Source organism: Variovorax sp. LjRoot84, assembly GCF_964254305.1.
GTDB lineage: Bacteria > Pseudomonadota > Gammaproteobacteria > Burkholderiales > Burkholderiaceae_C > Variovorax.
The window spans coordinates 5,480,841-5,499,561 of record NZ_CAXUTE020000001.1; the positions used below are offsets into that span (position 1 = coordinate 5,480,841).

Sequence of the window (18,721 nt, forward strand, 5' to 3'; positions counted from 1 at the left end):
CGGTCGCCGCCGCGTACAGCAGCGCGGCGGCGCAGAGCAGGCCGAAGGCAATGCGCTTCAGCGGATTTCCTTCGTCGTTGCCAACCCCCGCAGGAACTGCTCGCAGCGCGCCAGCTGCTCCAGCGTCACGTACTCGTCGGGCTGGTGCGCCTGATTGATGCTGCCGGGGCCGCACACCACGGTCGGGATGCCGGCGTTCTTGAAGATGCCGGCCTCGGTGCCGAAGGCGACCAGCGTGGTGCGCGACTCGTTAGCCAGGCGCTGGGCAAGGCGCGTGACCGGATCGTCGGCCGTGGTCAGGAAGCTCGGGATCTCGCAGATGGTCTCGAAGCTGAAGCCGGCGTCGGGCGCGACCTTCTTCATGCCGGCCTCGATGCGGCTCGCGTAGCCGCGGAGCTCCTTCTGCATCTGCTGCGCATCGGCGGTGGGCAGGTCGCGGAATTCGTAGCGGAACTCGGCGTCGCGCGGCACCACGTTGTCGGCGATGCCGCCGTGGAACTGGCCCACGCTGGCGGTGCTGAAGGGCACGTCGAAGCCGGCGTAGCGCGGTTCGTCGCGTTCGAAGCCCTCGGCCATGTCGCGCAGCTTGCCGACCACCCGCGCCGCCATCTCGATCGCATTGACCGACTGCGGCGTGAGCGAGGAATGCGCCTCCTTGCCGCGCACGCAGCAGCGGTAGCGGTAGACGCCCTTGTGCGCGATGGCCGGCACCATCAGGGTCGGCTCGCCGACGATGCAGGCCAGCGGCTTGATGCCCTGGTCCTTCATGTCGGCGATCATTTCCTTGACGCCGAAACAGCCGACCTCCTCGTCGTAGCTGAAGGCGAAGTGCACCGCGAACGGCGACTCGCTTTCGATGAAGCGCTCGGCATTGGCCAGCGCGATCGCGATGAAGCTCTTCATGTCGGCCGACCCGCGGCCATAGAGGCGCGGCTCGGCATGCACCGCCTCGCCGTCGTGGTCGTCCTGCGGCCAGTCCTGCACGGTGGCGGAGAGCGGGTCGATGCTCCAGTCCTGGCCGTCCCAGGGCACGGTGTCGGTATGGCCCGAAACGATGACGCCGGCCTTCTTGCCGGCGCCCAGCGTAGCGAACAGGTTGGCCTTGGTCTTGTCGGCGTTGTAGGTGAGCCGGCTGCGCACGCCCAGGCCGGCGAGGTGGTCGCGCGCGAAGTCGATCAGCTCCAGGTTGCTGTTGGCGCTCACGGTGTTTATGCGCACCAGCGTTTGCGCGAGTTCGAGGCTGCGGGTGGAAAGCACATAGGGCATGCGGACGATTGTCCCGGAAGTCCGGCCAGCCCGCCGCTGTCGCCGGGAAACTGTCACCGCATGGGAGTAGGCTGCGCCTTTTTTCAAACCGGATGGAGAAGAAGCTCATGACGCTATCGAAGATCGCGGCGACCGCACTGGCCGCAAGCGCCGCCCTCGGCCTGGCCGCCTGCAGCCTGCCGGGCACCGGCCCGTCGGGCAAGCTGCTCACGCTCGACGGCCAGCCGCCGCTGGTGGTGGCGCACCGCGGCGCCTCGGGCTTGCTGCCCGAGGAAACGCTGGAAGCCTATGCGCGCGCGATCGAACTCGGCGCCGACATGATCGAGATGGACCTGGTGTCGACCAAGGACGGCGTTCTGATCACGCGCCACGACCCCAACCTCGCGATCAGCACCGACGTCGCCAAGCGCCCCGAATTCGCGGCGCGCAAGAAGACCATCCAGGTCGATGGCGAAACCCAGACCGGCTGGTTCAGCAACGACTTCACGCTGGCCGAGATCAAGCGCCTCGGCGCGATCTCGACCGATGCCGAGCGGCCGCAGCAGTTCAACGGCCAGTACAAGGTGCCGACCTTCCAGGAAGTGATCGACCTGGCCAAGGCCAAGTCGCGCGAGACCGGCCGCACCATCGGCATCTATCCCGAGACCAAGAACCCGACCTACTTCCGCGACCTGGGCATGCCCATGGAAGACAAGCTGATCGCCATGCTCGAGGCCGCGGGCTGGAACAGCCGCACGGCGCCGGTGCTGGTGCAGTCCTTCGAGCCCGGCAGCCTCAAGTACATGAAGAGCAAGGGCCTGAAGACCCGGCTGATCCAGCTGATCGACGGCGACGGCGTCGACATGAAGACCGGCGCCATGACCTATGCGGTGCCGGTGGACCGCCCCTACGAGTGGACCAAGGCCGGCGACAAGCGCAACTTCGACGTCATGGTCACGCCCGCGGGCCTGGCCGAGATCAAGACCTATGCCGACGGCATCGGCCCGTGGAAGCGCTACATCGTGAGCATCAAGGGCACCGTCGGCGCCGACGGCAAGCCGGTGGACGTCAACCGCGACGGCAAGGTCAACGATGCCGACGCCACCTCCACCGCGCCGACCAGCCTGGTGGCCGACGCGCACAAGGCCGGCTTGTTCGTGCACCCCTTCACCTTCCGCAACGAGTCGCGCCGGCTGGCGGCGGACTACAAGGGGGACGCGGCCAACGAGTACCTGGCCTACTACCGGCTCGGCGTCGACGGCGTCTTCACCGACTTCACCGACACCGCGCTGGCAGCCCGCCGCAGCTGGCTGAAGGAAACCGGCCGCTGAGTCGGATGAGGGGGCACGGTCTTTGCGAGCCTCTTGCGCAAAGCCTAGACTCGTGCCCATGAAACTCATCGATTCCCTCGTCACCGAGGCGGCCGGCATCGCCGCGGTTCGACGTGACTTGCATGCCCATCCCGAACTCTGCTTCCAGGAAGTGCGCACCGCCGACGTGGTGGCGGCCAAGCTCACCGAATGGGGCATCCCGATTCACCGCGGCCTCGGCACCACCGGCGTGGTCGGAATCGTCAAGAACGGCACCGGCACACGCGCCGTCGGCCTGCGCGCCGACATGGATGCGCTGCCGGTCACCGAGCTCAACACCTTCGCGCATGCGAGCAAGCACCCCGGCAAGATGCACGCCTGCGGCCACGACGGCCACACCGCGATGCTGCTGGCGGCGGCGCAGCATCTCGCCAGGCACCGCAACTTCGACGGCACGGTCTACCTGATCTTCCAGCCCGCCGAAGAAGGCGGCGGCGGCGCGCGCGAGATGGTCAAGGAAGGGCTGTTCGAGCAGTTCCCGATGGAAGCCGTGTTCGGCATGCACAACTGGCCGGGCATGAAGGCCGGCCAGTTCGCGGTGAGCCCCGGGCCGGCCATGGCCTCGAGCAACGAGTTCACCATCACCATCCGCGGCAAGGGCGGCCATGCGGCGCTGCCGCACACCGGCATCGACCCGGTGCCGGTGGCCTGCGAGATGGTGCAGGCCTTCCAGACCATCATCACGCGCAACAAGAAGCCCACCGACGCCGGCGTGATCTCGGTCACGATGATCCATGCGGGCGAAGCCAACAACGTGATTCCCGACAGCTGCGAGCTCAAGGGCACGGTGCGCACCTTCACGCTGGAGGTGCTCGACCTGATCGAGGCGCGCATGCAGAAGATCGCCGAGCACGTGAGCGCGGCGCACGACGCGCAGTGCGAGTTCCGCTTCCACCGCAACTACCCGCCCACCATCAACACGGCCGACGAGGCGAACTTCGCCCGCCGCGTGATGGCCGGCATCGTCGGCGCGGACAACGTGCTGGTGCAGGAACCAGCGATGACGGCCGAGGACTTCGCCTTCATGCTGCTGGCCAAGCCGGGCGCCTATGCCTTCATCGGCAACGGCGACGGCAGCCACCGCGACATGCACCACGGCGGCGGGCCCTGCATGCTGCACAACGCGAGCTACGACTTCAACGACGATCTGATTCCGCTGGGCGCGACCTGCTGGGTCCGGCTGGCCGAAGAGTTCCTCCAGGGGCCGAAGGCGCCTGAAGGGACGGCCGCATGATCGGCGTCGGCGAGGCCTTCTCCCCTCGCTACGCGCAGGCACGCCAGAAGTTCCTGCAGGGTTGCGCGAGCGCGGGGCTGGCCGTGCGCTCACATGTCCATCCGCGGAAGGGGCGCGACGGCGAAGCGCTCGCGATGGATGTGGCGCTGGATGGCGAAGCGAAGGCCGAGAACCTGTTGATCGTGAGCAGTGCCTGCCACGGCGTCGAAGGCCATTGCGGCAGCGGCGTGCAGGCCTTCGCGCTGCACGATGCCGAGTGGCGCGAAAAGGCGCGCGACCAGGGCGTGGCCGTGCTGTACGTGCATGCGCTCAACCCGTACGGCTTCTCGTACAGCCGCCGCGTGACGCACGAGAACGTGGACCTGAACCGCAACTTCCTCGACTTCTCGCAGCCGCGGCCCGTCAACGAGGCGTACGCCCGCTTGCATCCGTTGCTCCTGCCCGATGAGTGGCCGCCGACGCCGGCCAACCAGGCCGAGATCGGCAGTCTCATCGAACGCGAGGGCCTGGGCTTCTACCAGGCCGCCGTGACGCGCGGGCAGTACCAATTTGCCGACGGCTTGTTCTACGGCGGCGACGCGCCGACCTGGAGCAACAGGACCTTGCGCGAAGTGCTGCGCACCCATGCCGGTGGCGCGCGGCGCATCGGCTGGATCGATTTCCACACGGGCCTCGGCCCCAGCGGCATCGGCGAGCGCATCTTCGCCGGCAGGGACGACAAGGCCGCCTATGCGCGCGCCAATGCCTGGTGGGGCACGGCGGCGGCGCCGGTGACTTCGATGTACGACGGCTCGTCCACCTCCGCCTTTCTGACCGGCTTGATGTGCTATGCGCTCGACGACGAATGCCCGCAGGCCGAGCACACCTCAATCGCGCTCGAGTACGGCACCTTGTCCATGCTCGAAGTGACGCAGGCCCTGCGGGCCGATCACTGGCTCCACAAGCATCCGGAGGCGCCGGCCGAACTGGCCGCGGCCATCCGGTCGCAGATGCTGGAGACCTTCTACACGGACACGGATGCCTGGCGAGGGCAGGTCATCAGCCAGGCGCGGCAGGCGATGTTCCAGGCGGTGGACGGGCTGGCTTCTTAGGACGCCAACAGGCGCTCCTGCGCAATCACCAGCAATCCGTCCATGATCAACCCATCCACGAGCTCGAATTCCCCGTTCATGCTCGGCGCCATCTTCCAGGCCGCCCCGCCCGTCATGTAGCAGGCCGGCTCCACGCCGCAATGCGAGCGCACATGCTGCACCATGCGCTCCACCGCCCCCGCGATCGCATAGGTGCCGCCGCTGGTCAGCGCATCGCTGGTGTTGGTGGGGAATTCGCGCACTTCACCGGTCGGCACGTGCAGGCCCGCGGTGCCCGATTCGAGTGCGCGCAGCATGATGCCGTGGCCCGGCAGGATCAGGCCGCCGAGGAACTTGCCGTTCGCATCCACGCCCTCGACCGTCACCGCGGTGCCGATCATCACCACCACCATCGGACGCGTCGGCCCCTGCGAGAGCATGCGGTGGCGCGCGCCGATCATCGCGACCCAGCGATCGGAGCCCAGGCGCGTCGGATGGTCATAGCCGTTCACGATGCCGGCTTCGGCGGCGCTCGAAACCACCCAGCGCGGGGAACAGTCGAAGCGCTCCACCACCTGCTCCTCCGCCCGCCGCCGCACCGTGTCGCCGGCCACCACGCAACCGAGCATCGAGGCCGGCGCGGGCAGGTCCGCCCAAGGGCCGTCGGCCAGCCGCTCGATATGGTCGAGAAACTCGGCACCGTGCGCCAGCAGCGACGCGCCCGGCCGCGCCGCATCGTAGAGGGACCACTTGAGGCGGGTGTTGCCGATGTCGATCGCGAGGAATGCCATGCGCGGCATTATTGCGAGTTCTTACGGGAGCTTGCACATGCGGCCGCAGCCTACGCGCGGCGGTCACTTTCCGACGGTACAGTGCCCTTCCGATCAACCAAGGCGCAAGGAGAACACCATGGGTTTGCTGAGTTTCATCAAAGAGGCGGGGGAAAAACTGTTCGGAGGCTCCTCGGCCCAGGCGGCGGAACCGGATGCCAACCAGAAGGCAGCCGCCGCGATCAAGACCTACATCGAGACCCAGAACCTGGGCCTGACCGGTTTGGAAGTGACTTACGTCGCCGCCTCGGGCGTGGTCACGCTCGCGGGCAACGCACCCTCGCAGGAGGCCAGCGAAAAAGCATCGCTCGCGGCGGGCAACGTGGCCAACGTGAGCCAGGTCGACAACAAGCTGGTGGCACCCGCGGCCGATCCGGCGCAGTACCACGACGTGGTCAAGGGCGACACGCTATCGGCCATCTCGAAGAAGTACTACGGCGATGCCAACAAGTACAACGCGATTTTCGAAGCCAACAAGCCGATGCTGAGCCACCCGGACAAGATCTACCCCGGCCAAAAACTCCGCATCCCTCCCCTTAAGTAAACGGTCAGTTCTGCCTCCAGGGCAAGCCGCGCAGGCGCCAGCCGCCTTTGCGCCCGCGGTGGCCCTCGGCGTCGGCGTCGCCCTCGAAACCTTCGAGGATGTTATAGGCCTCGAGGCCCAGTTCGGTGGCGCGCCGCGCGGTCGAGATGGAACGCACGCCGCTGCGGCACAGCATCACAACCTTCTTGCCCGCCGGCACGGCGGCCTTGAGTCCTTCGTCGAAACCCGCGTTGAGCGCCATCCCCGGCCACTGCTTCCAGGCCAGACCCACCCCGCCGGGCACATAACCCACCCATTCGCGCTCGGCATCGCTGCGCACGTCGACCAGCACGGCTTCGCCGCCGGCGACCCACGCGTAGGCCTGTTCGGGCGTCACGTCGCCGGCATAGCCCTCGGCCGGCCGCACGCCCGCTCGTTCACCGGCTGGTGCGTTGCCTGCGCTGGTTGGGTTCGGGTCCGGCTGGGTCATGGCACTGTCATCCTTCTGTTTGCTAGGGTTACTGCTTAGAAGCGGGCGGTCTTTGCGTCAGAAGTCCGTTCCGCATCCCACGATTTTTCACCAGTTCGTGAAAACCCTCTTTGTCGCGAATGTTCACGTGTCAAAGATGGCAGTCTGGGGTTTTCCAGACACATCAACGGAGAAATACGCAATGACCGAGAACAAACCGAACCGCCGCCGCAGCCTGCTCAAAGGCGCAGCCGTGGCGGCCGGCGCCATGTCCGCGCCCATGGTCAGCATGGCGCAGACCGCGTCCTTCCGCTTCCAGAGCACCTGGCCCGCGAAGGACATCTTCCACGAGTACGCACAGGATTTCGCCAAGAAGGTCAATGACATGGCGGGCGGCCGCCTCAAGATCGAGGTGCTGCCCTCCGGCGCGGTGGTGCCGGCCTTCCAGCTGCTGGAGGCGGTGAACAAGGGCACGCTCGACGGCGGCCACGGCGTGGTCGCCTACCACTACGGCAAGAACTCGGCCCTGGCGCTCTGGGGCTCGGGCCCCGGCTTCGGCATGGACGCCAACACGGTGCTGGCCTGGCACAACTACGGCGGCGGCAAGGCGCTGCTCGACGAGATCTACAAGAGCCTGAACATGGAGGTGGTGTCCTATCTCTACGGCCCGATGCCGACGCAGCCGCTGGGCTGGTTCAAGAAGCCGGTGGCCAAGGTGGAAGACATGAAGGGCCTCAAGTTCCGCACCGTCGGGCTGGCGGTCGACGTGTTCACCGAGATGGGCACGGCCGTGAACCCGTTGCCGGGCGGCGAGATCGTGCCGGCGCTCGACCGGGGCCTGATCGACGCGGCCGAGTTCAACAACGCCTCCAGCGACCGCGTGCTCGGCTTCCCCGACGTGGTGAAGAACTGCATGCTGCAGAGCTTCCACCAGTCGGGCGAGCAGTTCGAGATCCTGTTCAACAAGGCGAAGTACAGCGCGCTGCCGCAGGAGCTCCGCTCGATCATCGACTACGCCGTGCAGGCGGCCAGCGCCGACATGAGCTGGAAGGCCGTGCAGCGCAATTCGCAGGACTACGCGGACATGAAGAAGGCTGGCATCAAGTTCTACAAGACGCCCGATGCCGTGCTGCGCGCCCAGCTCGCGGCCTGGGACAAGACCATCGCCAAGAAGGCCGAGGAAAACCCGCACTTCAAGAAGGTGCTCGAGTCGCAAAAAACCTTTGCCGAGCGTGCCCTGCAGTGGCAAAACGACTACAACGTCGACTTCAAGATGGCCTACAACCACTACTTCAGCAAGAAGAAGGCCTGAGCTTCAGGGGTCGCCGATGCCATCAGCCATCCGGGCGTTTCCGGGTGGCTGATTTTTTTGATGTGTGAATCTTCCGCGTTCCATGACCATTCAACGATTCCTCCACACCGTCGACCGCTTCAGCATGGTGGTGGGCAAGACCTTCTCCTGGCTCATCATCGCGCTGATGCTGCTGGTGTGCGGCGAGGTCTTCAAGCGCTATGCGCTCAACGCGCCGACGGCCTGGATCTTCGACGCCAACAACATGCTCTACGGCACGCTCTTCATGATGGGCGGCGCCTACACCCTCGCGCAGGCGGGCCATGTGCGCGGCGACTTCTTCTACGGCAACATGAAGCCGCGCACCCAGGCGGCGCTCGACCTGGCGCTGTTCGCGCTGTTCTTCCTGCCCGGCGTGGTGGCGCTCACCTGGTCGGGCTGGACCTATTTCAATGACTCGCTCGCGATGCGCGAGCAGACCTTCAATGCCGACCCGATCCCGGTCTACCCCTTCAAGTTCGTGATCCCGGTCGCCGGCATCGTGCTGCTGCTGCAGGGCTTCGCCGAGATGGTGCGCTGCGTCGTCTGCCTCAAGACCGGCGAGTGGACGCCGCGCCTGAAGGATGCCGAGGAAATGGACGTGGTCGGCGACCAGCTGGCCAGCAGCAGCTATATCGACGAAGCCGACAAGCGGGACGTGATGGAGCGCGCGAAGGACATCGAACACGCGGCCCAGCAGCGCAGCGCCGGAGGCCAGTCATGAGCGAAGCCGTACTCGGCCTGACGATGCTGGGGCTGATCATCGTGGTGATCATGCTCGGATTCCCGACAGCGTTCACGCTGATGGGGCTGGGCATGTTCTTCGGCTTCATCGCCTTCTACGACCCGGCCGTGCCGTGGCTCGACAACAAGGTGTTCGACCTCATGGTGCAGCGCGCCTTCGGCGCGATGACCAACGAAACCCTGCTCTCTATACCGCTCTTCGTGCTGATGGGCTATGTGATGGAACGCGGCGCGCTGGTGGACAAGATGTTCCACAGCGTGCAGCTCGCCTTCCGCCGCGTGCCCGGCTCGCTGGCGGTCACGACGCTGATCGTGTGCACCTTCTGGGGCATCGCGAGCGGCCTGGTCGGCGCGGTGGTCGTGCTGATGGGCGTGATCGCGATGCGGCCGATGCTGAATGCCGGCTACGACACGCGGCTGGCGGCCGGCGTCATCACGGCCGGCGGCACGCTGGGCATCCTGATCCCGCCCTCGGTGATGATCATCGTGTACGCGGCCGTCGCCGGGCAGTCGGTGGTCAAGCTCTATGCGGCCGCGATCTTCCCGGGCTTCTTCCTCGCCCTCCTCTACCTGATCTACGTGATCGGCTGGGCCATGCTGCAGCCCAAGGTCGCGCCCAAGCTGCCGATCGAGCAGCAGCGCGCGCCGGTCTCGCCCTGGGTCGCCCACGTCGCGGCCAGCTATTCGCCGCGCATGCTGCCGGCGCTCGCGGCGGCCGTGCTGGCGCCGGCGCGTGCCCTGCGCGGCAGCGTCGAGGGCATGAAGATCACCTGGGCGTTGCTGCTGCGCAACCTGCTCACCGCGCTGGTGCCGCTGGCGCTGACCGCGGTCATGCTGGGCGCCGTGTGGTGGTACGTGACGCTCTATTCGCAGCAGGACAGCAACCCGGCCAGCCCGCCCGTCGCCGCCCAGTCGGCGGAGGCGACGAAGGCCGGCGCGGGCGCATCGCTGCCCGAGCCGTCCGGCGGCGGACTGGCGGAGCCGCCCACGACCGAAGGCGCGCAGGAGCCGGAATCGTCCGGCGGCGGCGTCGAGGAGCCGCCGGGCAGCGAAAGCGCCGCGCCGCAAACCCAGGAAGGCGGCCTGCAGCAACTGGGCGAAGCCGTCGATGCGCCGAAGACGGCGGCCGTGCCGGAGGCCTTCTACATCGGCTTCGCGGTGGCCTGCGCCTTCGCGCTCGTGCTTCTGGGCTGGTACTACTGGCGAATGGACGCGGAGCAGTTCGAGATCCTGCGCATGCTGGCCTCCTCGGTCATGCCGCTCGCGACGCTGACGCTGGTGGTGCTGGGCGTGATCCTGTTCGGCATCACGACCGCCACCGAATCGGCCGCGGTGGGCGCGGCAGGCGCCTTCCTGATGGCGTGGCAGGCCGGCACGCTGAACTTCAAGAAGATCAAGGAGGCGGTGTTCCTGACGCTCAAGACCACCTCCATGGTCTGCTGGCTGTTCGTCGGCTCGGCGCTGTTCTCGGCGGTCTTCGCGCTGCTCGGCGGACAGCGGATCATCGAGGAATGGGTGCTCGGGATGAACCTGAGCCCGCTGCAGTTCCTGCTCCTGTCGCAGGCGATCATCTTCATCCTGGGCTGGCCGCTCGAGTGGACCGAGATCATCGTGATCTTCGTGCCCATCTTCCTGCCCCTGCTGGCGCACTTCCAGATCGATCCGCTGCTGTTCGGCGTGCTGATCTTCGTGAACCTGCAGGCGGCCTTCCTGTCGCCGCCGGTGGCGATGTCGGCCTTCTATCTGAAGGGCGTCTCGCCGCCGCATGTCACGATCAACCAGATCTTCGCGGGCATGATGCCGTACATGCTGATCGTGATCCTGTGCATGGTGTTCATGTACATCTGGCCGGGCCTGACGCTGTGGCTGCCGCAATACCTCTACGGGGGCTAGCCGACGCCTGATGGCTTCCCTGTTAGAAGGATTCAAGCGCCGCCTTGCGCAATGGGCCGGTGCCGTCCCGCGCGCGCTGCGGCGCGCCGGGCTGCTGGGTCCTGCGCGCGAAGCCGAACCCGACCAGTGGCTCGAAGGCAGCTTCACGCACCAGCACCGCGGCATCGCCTACAAGCTCTTCGTGCCGGCCAAGGGCGCCGGCCGGCGGCGCCCGCTGCTGCTGATGCTGCACGGCTGCACGCAGGACCCGGATGACTTCGCCGCCGGCACGCAGATGAACCGGCTCGCTGCCGAGCGCGGCTTCCTGGTGCTCTACCCGACGCAGACGAAGCAGCACAACGCCGCGAGGTGCTGGAACTGGTTCCTGCCGCAGCACCAGCAGCGCGAGCGCGGCGAGCCGGCGCTCCTGGCCGCGCTCACACGATCGGTAATGGCCGAACAGGCGGTCGACCCGGCGCGCATCTACGTGGCGGGCCTCTCCGCCGGCGGCGCGATGGCCGACATCCTGGGACGCACCCACTCCGAGCTCTTCGCCGCGGTCGGCGTGCACTCGGGCCTGCCGATCGGCGCGGCGAAAGATCTGATGTCGGGGCTGGCTGCGATGAAGAACGGCGCGGCGGCGGCCGCGACGGCGGGCGCGGTGCGGCCAACCATCGTGTTCCATGGCGATGCCGACGAGACGGTGCATCCGCGCAACGGGGAAGAGGTGGCGACGGCCGCGCTCGCCGCCGAGGCCGACGCCGGCAGGCTGCAAGCGCACAAGACGCAGGGCCGGTCGAAGCAAGGCCGCGCCTATGCCCGCCGCACCTACGCCGATGCCCATGGCCGCATCGCGGTCGAGCACTGGCTGCTGCACGGCGCCGGCCACGCCTGGGCCGGGGGCAGCGCCGAGGGTTCGTTCACCGATCCCACCGGGCCGGACGCGAGCGCCGAGATGCTGCGCTTCTTTCTCTCGCATCCGCAGACGCCCTAGACGCTTACATCAGGTTGCGCACCGGGCGCGATATTTCCAAAGCTTTGCAAAGCGGATGCCAGCGCCGGGCCCGCTCGCGCGTTAATAGGGACGTCACGAAGGGAACGACCCATGAAACACCGCACCACCTCGACGTCCGGCCGCCGCGCGGCCGGCTGGCTGCTGGGTCTGGCGCTGCTCTTCACCGGGCTTGCAGCCTTTGCCCAGCAAGATCCGCCGGGCCGCGTGGCCCGCCTCAATTTCCACCAGGGCACCATCAGCTTCTCGCCGGCAGGCGACGACAGCTGGTACGACGTGGTCCCGAACCGGCCGATCACCACCGGCGACCGCCTCTGGACCGACCGCAATGCCCGCGCCGAGTTACACGTCGGCTCCGCCACGCTGCGCCTGGACGACCAGACCAGCATCGCGATGTCCGAACTCGACGACGACACCGCCCGCATCACCGCCCAGCAGGGCCGCCTGCAAGTGCGCGTGCGCGACGAGCTGGCAGGCCAGCGCTTCGAGATCGATACCGGCAACCTTGCCGTGGTGATCGACGCACCCGGCGACTATCGCATCGAGGCCGATCCGGCCGCCGGCACCACGCGCGTGGCCATTGCCGCCGGCAGCGCCACGCTCTATGGCGAAGGCGGCGAATCGATGCCACTCGGCGCGCGCCAGCAGCTCACGGTATCGGGGCGCAATCTGGCCGCAGTGAGCGCAGGCCCAGTGCGCGCCGGCAACGACGCCTTCGAGCGCTGGGTGGCCGAGCGCGACCGCATCGAAGAGCAGTCGATCTCGGCGCGCTACGTCTCGCGCGAAGTGGTCGGCTACCAACAGCTCGACAACTACGGCGACTGGCAGAACGTTCCCGAATATGGCAACGTCTGGTACCCGCGCAATGTGGACGCCGACTGGGCGCCCTATCGCGACGGCCAGTGGGTCAATGTGGCGCCCTGGGGCTGGACCTGGGTCGATGCCCAACCGTGGGGCTTTGCACCTTCCCACTACGGCCGCTGGGCACGCATCGGCTCGCGCTGGTGCTGGGTCCCGGGCCGGCCGAATGTGCGGCCGATCTATGCGCCGGCGCTGGTCGGCTTCGTGGGCGGTGCCAACATCGGCGGCGGCCGCAACGGCGTGGGCTGGTTCCCACTCGCGCCGGGCGAACCCTGGCGGCCGGGCTACCGCGCCAGCCAGCGCTACATCGACGAGGTCAATCGCGCGATCGCCTACCAGCAGCAACTGGCGCGCGCTGAGTACCTGCACCGCAACACGCCCGGTGCGCTCTCGCTGGTGCCAGTGGATATCTTCGGCCGCGGCCCCATCGCCCGGCGCGATTTCCTGCGCGTGCCCGAGGACCGCATCGCGCAAATGCAGGTCGCACCGGCGGTGCCGATCCCGCCGCGCAGCGATCGCCACTTCGGCGGCTTCGGGCGCCCCGCCGCTTCGCTGCCGCCGCCTGCCTTCCAGGCACGACAGCAGCAGCAATTCCAGTTCGAGCAGGCACGGCAACAGCAGCAGGCACAGCAAGCGCAGCAACAGCTCCAGCAGCGCGCAGCACAGGCGCAGGCGCAGCAGCAACTTCAGTCGCAGCAGGCACAGCGCTTCCAACAGGCCCAGCAGTTGCAACAGGCGCAACAGGCGCAACAGGCGCAGCAACTCCAGCAGGCGCAGCAACTTCAGCAGATGCAGCAACGCGACGGGCTGCGCCAGCAGCAACAGGAGCGCGCCGCGCAGGCACAGGCCCAGCAGCAGATGCAGTTGCAGGCCATACGCCAGCAGCAGGAGATGCAGCAGCGTGCCGCTGCCCAGGCACAGGCCCAACAGGCCCAGCAGATGCAACAGCAGCAGGCCTTGCGGGCACAGCAGCAAATGCAGGCGCAGCAGCAGGCCCAACAGATGCAGCAGCTGCAACAGCAGCAAGCCCTGCGCGCGCAGCAGCAGATCCAGGCGCAGCAACAGGCCCAGCAGATGCAGCAGTTGCAACAGCAGCAGGCCTTGCGCGCGCAGCAGCAGATGCAGGCGCAGCAGCAGGCCCAGCAACACAACGCGATGCGCCAAGCGCAGGAAGCCCAGCAACGTGCCTTGCAACAGCAACAGCAACAGCAACAGCAGCAGTTGCAGCAGCGCGCCGGCGATCCGCGTGTGCAGCAGCGCTGGACGTCGCGGGACTCCGCGCAGCAGGGCGATCGCCCCTGAGTGGGCCGCGGCCGATCACGAAACCCGCGCGCAGCAGCCGCTCCTTCGGCCGGCTACAGTCGGCCGCAAGGAGCACCCATGCGCACATTCGACTTCGACCTTTTCGTGATTGGCGGCGGCAGCGGCGGCGTGCGCGCGGCGCGCATGTCGGCCCAGCGCGGCGCTCGCGTGGCGCTAGCCGAATGCGCCGAACTCGGCGGCACCTGCGTCAATGTCGGCTGCATTCCCAAGAAGCTCTACAGCTACGCCGCCAGCTATGCCGAATCCTTCGAGGAAGCCGCGGGCTTCGGCTGGCGGCTCGGTGAACCGCACTTCGACTGGAACCGGCTCAAGGTCAATCGCGCACGCGAAATCACGCGGCTCAACGGCGTCTACCGCAGCCTGCTCGAAGGCGCAGGCGTCACGCTGATCCAGGGCTGGGCGCAACTGGCCGACGCCCACACGGTGCAGATCGGCGAGAAGAAGCGCACGGCGCGCCACGTGCTGGTCGCCACCGGCGGCATGCCCTTCGTGCCGGAGGTGGCGGGTCGGGAGCACTTGGTGGTCTCCGACGCGATGTTCGACCTTGACCCTTTTCCGAAGCGGCTGCTGGTGGTGGGCGGCGGCTACATCGCCTGTGAGTTCGCCTCCATCTTCAACGGCCTGGGCGCACAGGTCACGCAGCTGTACCGCGGCGCGCACCTGCTCAACGGCTTTGACGAGGACCTGCGCCAGTTCCTGGCCAAGGAGATGACGCGCACCGGCATCGACATCCGCTTCAACTGCGAGATCGACATGATCACGCACACGGACAGCGGCCTGTGCGCGCTGCTCTCGCGCGGCCAGCGCGTCGAGGCCGACACCATCCTCTACGCGACCGGCCGCGTGCCCAACACGCAGGGCCTGGGTCTCGAAGCCGCGGGCGTGGCGCTCGACGAGCGCGGCGGCGTGGTGGTCGATGCGCACTACCGCAGCTCGGTGCCCTCGGTCCTTGCAGTGGGCGACGTGTCGACGCGCCAGCAGCTGACGCCGGTGGCGCTGGCCGAAGCCATGGTGGTGGTGGACACGCTCTTCGGCAAGGGACCTCGGCAGCTCGACTACGAATTCACGCCGACGGCCGTCTTCACTCATCCGAACATCGGCACCTGCGGCTACACCGAGGCCGCGGCGCGCGCCAAGTTCGGCAAGGTCAGCGTGTTCAGCAGCGAGTTCAAGGCCCTGCGCCACACGCTCTCGGGGAGCGGCGAGCGCACCTTCATGAAGCTGATCGTCGAGCACGCCAGCGACCGCGTGGTCGGCTTGCACATGGTGGGGCCGGACGCGGGCGAGGTGGTGCAGGGCTTCGCGGTCGCGATGCGCGCGGGCGCCACCAAGGCGATGTTCGACAGCACCATCGGCATCCACCCCACCGTTGCAGAGGAGTTCGTCACGATGCGGGAACCCATGCCAGGCTAGCCCCGCGCAAGTCGCCGCCGGCACGCTGCACAATGAGCGGATGCCCTACATGCCCGCCTTCGTCGCCCCCGCCCGCTTCACCGACCCCGACGCAGCCCTCGAACAGGTGCGGCTCATCTACAACGGCGGCCTGCAGCACCTGCGCGACGCGATGCAGCGCTTCGTGGCCGGCGACAGCCTGGCCGGCCGCGTGCGCGCCTGCTACCCCTTCGTCCGCGTTCATACGCACACGGTCTCGCGCCGCACGCCGGCGGCCAACGCCTGGCTGAGCTACGGCTTCGTCGCCGGGCCGGGCCGCTATGAAACCACGCTGACGCGGCCCGATCTGTTCCACCGCTACTACCGCGAGCAGTTCCGGCTCTTGCTCGAGAACCACGAGGTCGAGCTCGAAGTCGGCACCAGCACGCAGCCGATCCCGGTCCACTTCTCCTTCGCCGAGAACGACCACATCGAAGGCACGATGAGCGCCGAGCGCCGCGCCCTGATGCGCGATGTCTTCGACCTGCCCGATCTCGGCGCCATGGACGACGGCATCGCCAACGGCACCTTCGAGCCCAAGCCCGGCGAGGCGCAGCCGCTCTCGCTCTTCACCGCGGCGCGCGTGGACTACTCGCTGCACCGGCTGCGCCACTACACCGGCACCGCGCCCGAGTGGTTCCAGAACTTCGTGCTCTTCACCAACTACCAGTTCTACATCGACGAGTTCGTGCGCCTCGGCCACGAAGCGATGACCGACGAGCAGAGCGAATACATTGCCTTCATCGAGCCCGGCAACGTGATCACGCGCCGGCGCGGGCTCGCGGCGGGGTCGAGCGGCACCTTCCGTGTGCTGCTCGACGGTACGCAAGGCACGCCGCCGGGGCGCCTGCCGCAGATGCCGGCCTACCACCTGGTGCGCGAGGACTACAGCGGCATCACGATGGTCAACATCGGCGTCGGCCCGGCCAATGCCAAGACCATCACCGACCACGTGGCGGTGCTGCGCCCGCACGCATGGATGATGCTCGGCCACTGCGCCGGCCTGCGCCAGGGGCAGCAGCTCGGCGACTACGTGCTGGCCCACGCCTACGTGCGCGAGGACCACGTGCTCGACGAGGAGCTCCCGCTGTGGGTGCCGATCCCGGCGCTGTCCGAAATCCAGCTCGCGCTCGAGAAGGCGGTGGCCGACGTCACCGGCATGCAGGGCACGCAGCTCAAGAAGATCATGCGCACCGGCACGGTGGCCAGCACCGACAACCGCAACTGGGAGCTCTTGCCCGGCAACCAGCCGCAGCGGCGCTTCAGCCAGAGCCGGGCGGTGGCGCTCGACATGGAAAGCGCCACCATCGCGGCCAACGGTTTCCGCTTCCGCGTGCCCTACGGCACCCTGCTGTGCGTCAGCGACAAGCCGCTGCACGGCGAGATCAAGCTGCCCGGCATGGCCAACCAGTTCTACCGCGAGCGTGTGGAGCAGCACCTGCGCATCGGCATGGCCGCGATCGACGTGCTGCGCAGCGAAGGCTCGAGCCGGCTGCACAGCCGCAAGCTGCGCAGCTTCGCCGAAGTGGCCTTCCAGTAGGCGAAGCGCCGCTTTTCGAGATTTTGTTGGCGCGAGACTGGCGTTTCCTCGCGACAGTCGTCACCGAACTCTGCGGGTCGTGGGCTAGGATTCCGCCTGTCAGCAACAAATTGACACAATCTGTGTCTCCACTCCACCATGGTTGACCCGACGCGGCGCATATTCACCTCGTGGCTTGCTGCCACCGCAGCCGGCGCCCTGCCGGCATCCGCATGGGCCCAGGCGGCACGGCCCGCGCCCGCCGCCGCAGCAGCAGCGACCGCCGCAGCAATCCCGCGCCTGCGCATCGTCATCCCGGCCAACGAGGGCGGCGGATGGGACCAGACCGGCCGCGCCCTCGGCGCCGCGCTGATCGCCGCCGGCGCGGTCGGCCAGATCGAGTACGAGAACATCGGCGGCAAGGGCGGCACCATCGGCCTCGCGCGCTACGTCGAGAAGTACGACGCCGACCCCGACACCCTGCTGATGAGCGGCATGGTGATGGTCGGTGCCGTGGCGCTGCAGAAGCCCCCCGTCGACATGAACCGCATCGCACCCGTGGCGCGGCTGACCAGCGACTACGAGATGGTGGTGGTCAAGAGCGACTCGCCAATCAAGACCGCGAAGGACCTGATCGCGAAGATGCGCGCCGAGCCCACAAGCGCCGCCATCGCCGGTGGCTCCGCCGGCGGGGTCGACCACATGTTCGCCGGCCTGCTGGCACGCGCGGCCGGCAACACCGCGGCACTCGTCTACCAGCCCTTCCCCGGCGGCGCCCAGGTGGTGTCGGCGGTGGAGTCCGGCCAGGCCGTCGCCGGCATTTCGGGCTACAGCGAGTTCAGCGAGCACATCGCCAGCGGCAAGCTGCGCGCGATCGGCGTGTCGTCGAAGAGCCCGTTCCAGGGCATCCCCTCGGTACGGCAGCAGGGCGTGGACGCGGATCTCGCCAACTGGCGCGGCGTCTTCACCGGTCGCGCGGTGCCGCCGCAGCGCCAGGCCGCGCTGCTGGAAGCCGTGCGGCGCGCGGTGGCCACGGACGCCTGGCAAAAAACCATCAAGCGCAGCAACTGGGACAGCTACTGGATGGAAGGGAAGGACTTCAAGTCCTTCCTCGAACTGGACGTGGCAACGGCCGGCGTCCTGACCTACATCCTCAAGCTCAAAGCCTGAAGAAGTCCCTCAGGCCAGGCCGAAGAGTTCCGGCATTTCGCGCTTTGCCTTGGGCGTAAGCGCGAGGGCCCGGCCGTCCAGTTCCTGGCGCACCCAGCCGCGCCGCAGCGACAGTTGCAGCCAGGCCGCGCCGAGCGCGCCGCCCAGGTGCGGTCGCCGCTCGCTCCAGTCGAGGCAGGCGCAGGCAAAACGCCGGCGCGAACTGCGCGCGTTCTCGATGTCCAGCCCCAAGCTTTCGAGCGCCACCGCGCCCTCGGCCGTGAGCTCGTAGACGCCGCCCTCGGCTGCCGCGTGCAGCCAGCCCTGCGCGTGCAGCCGGTCGTGCAGCGCGACGCCGGCCGTGCCGGCCATGTGGTCATAGCAGGTGCGCGCCGCACGCAGGCGGCTGGGTGCGGTCGGCTGGAATTCGCTGCGCGGCGCGCCGGCGACCACCAGCAGGCCTTCGAGCACGGCGGCGACTTCGCTGCCCGCGAGCCGGAAATAGCGGTGCTTGCCCTGCGCCACCGATTCGACCAGCCGCTGCTCCTTGAGCCGCGCCAGGTGCGCGCTCGCGGTGGAGGCCGCGACCTCGCCCACGGCCGCCAGCTCGGTCGCGGTGCGGGCGTGGCCGTCGAGCAGGCAGCACAGCATGCGCGCACGCGCCGGCTCGGCGATGGCGCCGGCCAGCCGCGCCAGGTGAGTGTCGGCCGTGGATGCATCCATACTTCGATGCTAAGCG

General features: G+C 68.0%; 16 protein-coding genes. 12 read left to right on the forward strand and 4 right to left on the reverse strand.

Annotated features, from left to right (window positions below; translation table 11 throughout):
- Positions 1-57: 57 nt before the first annotated feature.
- Positions 58-1,266: an acetylornithine deacetylase gene (argE, locus tag ACSQ9I_RS27050; protein ID WP_436315151.1), complete on the reverse strand. Its 1,209-nt coding sequence runs from the start codon at positions 1,264-1,266 to the stop codon at positions 58-60.
- 107 nt (positions 1,267-1,373) lie between these two features.
- On the opposite strand from argE, the gene ACSQ9I_RS27055 reads away from it, so the two are divergent.
- The 3 genes from ACSQ9I_RS27055 to ACSQ9I_RS27065 are packed head-to-tail and all read left to right on the forward strand — an operon-like array spanning position 1,374 to position 4,940.
- Entirely contained in the window at positions 1,374-2,576 is a 1,203-nt protein-coding gene (locus ACSQ9I_RS27055) for a glycerophosphodiester phosphodiesterase (protein ID WP_436315152.1), read from the forward strand.
- A gap of 58 nt (positions 2,577-2,634) precedes the next feature.
- On the forward strand, positions 2,635-3,849 hold the full coding sequence (locus tag ACSQ9I_RS27060; RefSeq protein ID WP_436315153.1) for a M20 aminoacylase family protein: 1,215 nt from the start codon (positions 2,635-2,637) through the stop codon (positions 3,847-3,849).
- Positions 3,846-4,940, forward strand: coding sequence for a M14 family metallopeptidase (locus ACSQ9I_RS27065; RefSeq protein WP_436315154.1), 1,095 nt, complete (start codon positions 3,846-3,848; stop codon positions 4,938-4,940). Before ACSQ9I_RS27060 ends, ACSQ9I_RS27065 begins: the two co-directional genes overlap by 4 nt.
- Here the strand turns inward: ACSQ9I_RS27065 and ACSQ9I_RS27070 are convergent.
- A complete protein-coding gene (locus tag ACSQ9I_RS27070) occupies positions 4,937-5,710 on the reverse strand; it encodes a type III pantothenate kinase (protein ID WP_093108502.1) in 774 nt (257 codons plus the stop codon). The two genes, ACSQ9I_RS27065 and ACSQ9I_RS27070, sit on opposite strands and share 4 nt — an antisense overlap.
- A 118-nt stretch (positions 5,711-5,828) precedes the next feature.
- On the opposite strand from ACSQ9I_RS27070, the gene lysM reads away from it, so the two are divergent.
- Complete coding sequence (gene lysM, locus ACSQ9I_RS27075; RefSeq protein WP_093108445.1) at positions 5,829-6,293, forward strand: peptidoglycan-binding protein LysM; 465 nt, start codon at positions 5,829-5,831, stop codon at positions 6,291-6,293.
- Positions 6,294-6,297: 4 nt separating this feature from the next.
- Here the strand turns inward: lysM and ACSQ9I_RS27080 are convergent, their stop codons facing one another.
- Positions 6,298-6,762 carry a rhodanese-like domain-containing protein gene (locus ACSQ9I_RS27080; protein WP_436315155.1) on the reverse strand — a complete coding sequence of 155 codons (465 nt, stop codon included), beginning with the start codon at positions 6,760-6,762 and terminating at the stop codon, positions 6,298-6,300.
- A gap of 181 nt (positions 6,763-6,943) precedes the next feature.
- On the opposite strand from ACSQ9I_RS27080, the gene ACSQ9I_RS27085 reads away from it, so the two are divergent.
- From ACSQ9I_RS27085 to ACSQ9I_RS27120, 8 genes are all read left to right on the forward strand, one after another.
- Entirely contained in the window at positions 6,944-8,053 is a 1,110-nt protein-coding gene (locus ACSQ9I_RS27085; RefSeq protein ID WP_436315156.1) for a TRAP transporter substrate-binding protein, read from the forward strand.
- Positions 8,054-8,135: 82 nt separating this feature from the next.
- Entirely contained in the window at positions 8,136-8,795 is a 660-nt protein-coding gene (locus ACSQ9I_RS27090; protein ID WP_436315158.1) for a TRAP transporter small permease subunit, read from the forward strand.
- Positions 8,792-10,708, forward strand: coding sequence for a TRAP transporter large permease subunit (locus ACSQ9I_RS27095; RefSeq protein WP_436315159.1), 1,917 nt, complete (start codon positions 8,792-8,794; stop codon positions 10,706-10,708). The genes ACSQ9I_RS27090 and ACSQ9I_RS27095 overlap by 4 nt, the downstream gene beginning before the upstream one ends.
- Positions 10,709-10,718: 10 nt before the next feature.
- Positions 10,719-11,681 (forward strand): extracellular catalytic domain type 1 short-chain-length polyhydroxyalkanoate depolymerase, encoded by a 963-nt coding sequence (locus ACSQ9I_RS27100; protein ID WP_436315160.1) that lies wholly within the window; start codon positions 10,719-10,721, stop codon positions 11,679-11,681.
- Positions 11,682-11,792: 111 nt separating this feature from the next.
- Entirely contained in the window at positions 11,793-13,862 is a 2,070-nt protein-coding gene (locus ACSQ9I_RS27105) for a DUF6600 domain-containing protein (protein WP_436315161.1), read from the forward strand.
- A gap of 78 nt (positions 13,863-13,940) precedes the next feature.
- On the forward strand, positions 13,941-15,296 hold the full coding sequence (gorA, locus tag ACSQ9I_RS27110; RefSeq protein WP_436315162.1) for a glutathione-disulfide reductase: 1,356 nt from the start codon (positions 13,941-13,943) through the stop codon (positions 15,294-15,296).
- A 40-nt stretch (positions 15,297-15,336) separates the two neighbouring features.
- A complete protein-coding gene (locus ACSQ9I_RS27115; protein ID WP_436315163.1) occupies positions 15,337-16,854 on the forward strand; it encodes an AMP nucleosidase in 1,518 nt (505 codons plus the stop codon).
- A gap of 138 nt (positions 16,855-16,992) precedes the next feature.
- Positions 16,993-18,003 carry a Bug family tripartite tricarboxylate transporter substrate binding protein gene (locus tag ACSQ9I_RS27120; protein WP_436315164.1) on the forward strand — a complete coding sequence of 337 codons (1,011 nt, stop codon included), beginning with the start codon at positions 16,993-16,995 and terminating at the stop codon, positions 18,001-18,003.
- Between the two features lie 9 nt (positions 18,004-18,012).
- Here the strand turns inward: ACSQ9I_RS27120 and ACSQ9I_RS27125 are convergent, their stop codons facing one another.
- Positions 18,013-18,705: an ArsR/SmtB family transcription factor gene (locus tag ACSQ9I_RS27125; RefSeq protein WP_436315165.1), complete on the reverse strand. Its 693-nt coding sequence runs from the start codon at positions 18,703-18,705 to the stop codon at positions 18,013-18,015.
- Positions 18,706-18,721: the final 16 nt, after the last annotated feature.

Coding starts and splice junctions, on each gene's coding strand:
- argE (WP_436315151.1), bottom strand. CDS start 1,266: ATGCCCTATGTGCTTTCCACCCGCAGCCTCGAACTCGCGCAAACGCTG.
- ACSQ9I_RS27055 (WP_436315152.1), top strand. CDS start 1,374: ATGACGCTATCGAAGATCGCGGCGACCGCACTGGCCGCAAGCGCCGCC.
- ACSQ9I_RS27060 (WP_436315153.1), top strand. CDS start 2,635: ATGAAACTCATCGATTCCCTCGTCACCGAGGCGGCCGGCATCGCCGCG.
- ACSQ9I_RS27065 (WP_436315154.1), top strand. CDS start 3,846: ATGATCGGCGTCGGCGAGGCCTTCTCCCCTCGCTACGCGCAGGCACGC.
- ACSQ9I_RS27070 (WP_093108502.1), bottom strand. CDS start 5,710: ATGGCATTCCTCGCGATCGACATCGGCAACACCCGCCTCAAGTGGTCC.
- lysM (WP_093108445.1), top strand. CDS start 5,829: ATGGGTTTGCTGAGTTTCATCAAAGAGGCGGGGGAAAAACTGTTCGGA.
- ACSQ9I_RS27080 (WP_436315155.1), bottom strand. CDS start 6,762: ATGACCCAGCCGGACCCGAACCCAACCAGCGCAGGCAACGCACCAGCC.
- ACSQ9I_RS27085 (WP_436315156.1), top strand. CDS start 6,944: ATGACCGAGAACAAACCGAACCGCCGCCGCAGCCTGCTCAAAGGCGCA.
- ACSQ9I_RS27090 (WP_436315158.1), top strand. CDS start 8,136: ATGACCATTCAACGATTCCTCCACACCGTCGACCGCTTCAGCATGGTG.
- ACSQ9I_RS27095 (WP_436315159.1), top strand. CDS start 8,792: ATGAGCGAAGCCGTACTCGGCCTGACGATGCTGGGGCTGATCATCGTG.
- ACSQ9I_RS27100 (WP_436315160.1), top strand. CDS start 10,719: ATGGCTTCCCTGTTAGAAGGATTCAAGCGCCGCCTTGCGCAATGGGCC.
- ACSQ9I_RS27105 (WP_436315161.1), top strand. CDS start 11,793: ATGAAACACCGCACCACCTCGACGTCCGGCCGCCGCGCGGCCGGCTGG.
- gorA (WP_436315162.1), top strand. CDS start 13,941: ATGCGCACATTCGACTTCGACCTTTTCGTGATTGGCGGCGGCAGCGGC.
- ACSQ9I_RS27115 (WP_436315163.1), top strand. CDS start 15,337: ATGCCCTACATGCCCGCCTTCGTCGCCCCCGCCCGCTTCACCGACCCC.
- ACSQ9I_RS27120 (WP_436315164.1), top strand. CDS start 16,993: ATGGTTGACCCGACGCGGCGCATATTCACCTCGTGGCTTGCTGCCACC.
- ACSQ9I_RS27125 (WP_436315165.1), bottom strand. CDS start 18,705: ATGGATGCATCCACGGCCGACACTCACCTGGCGCGGCTGGCCGGCGCC.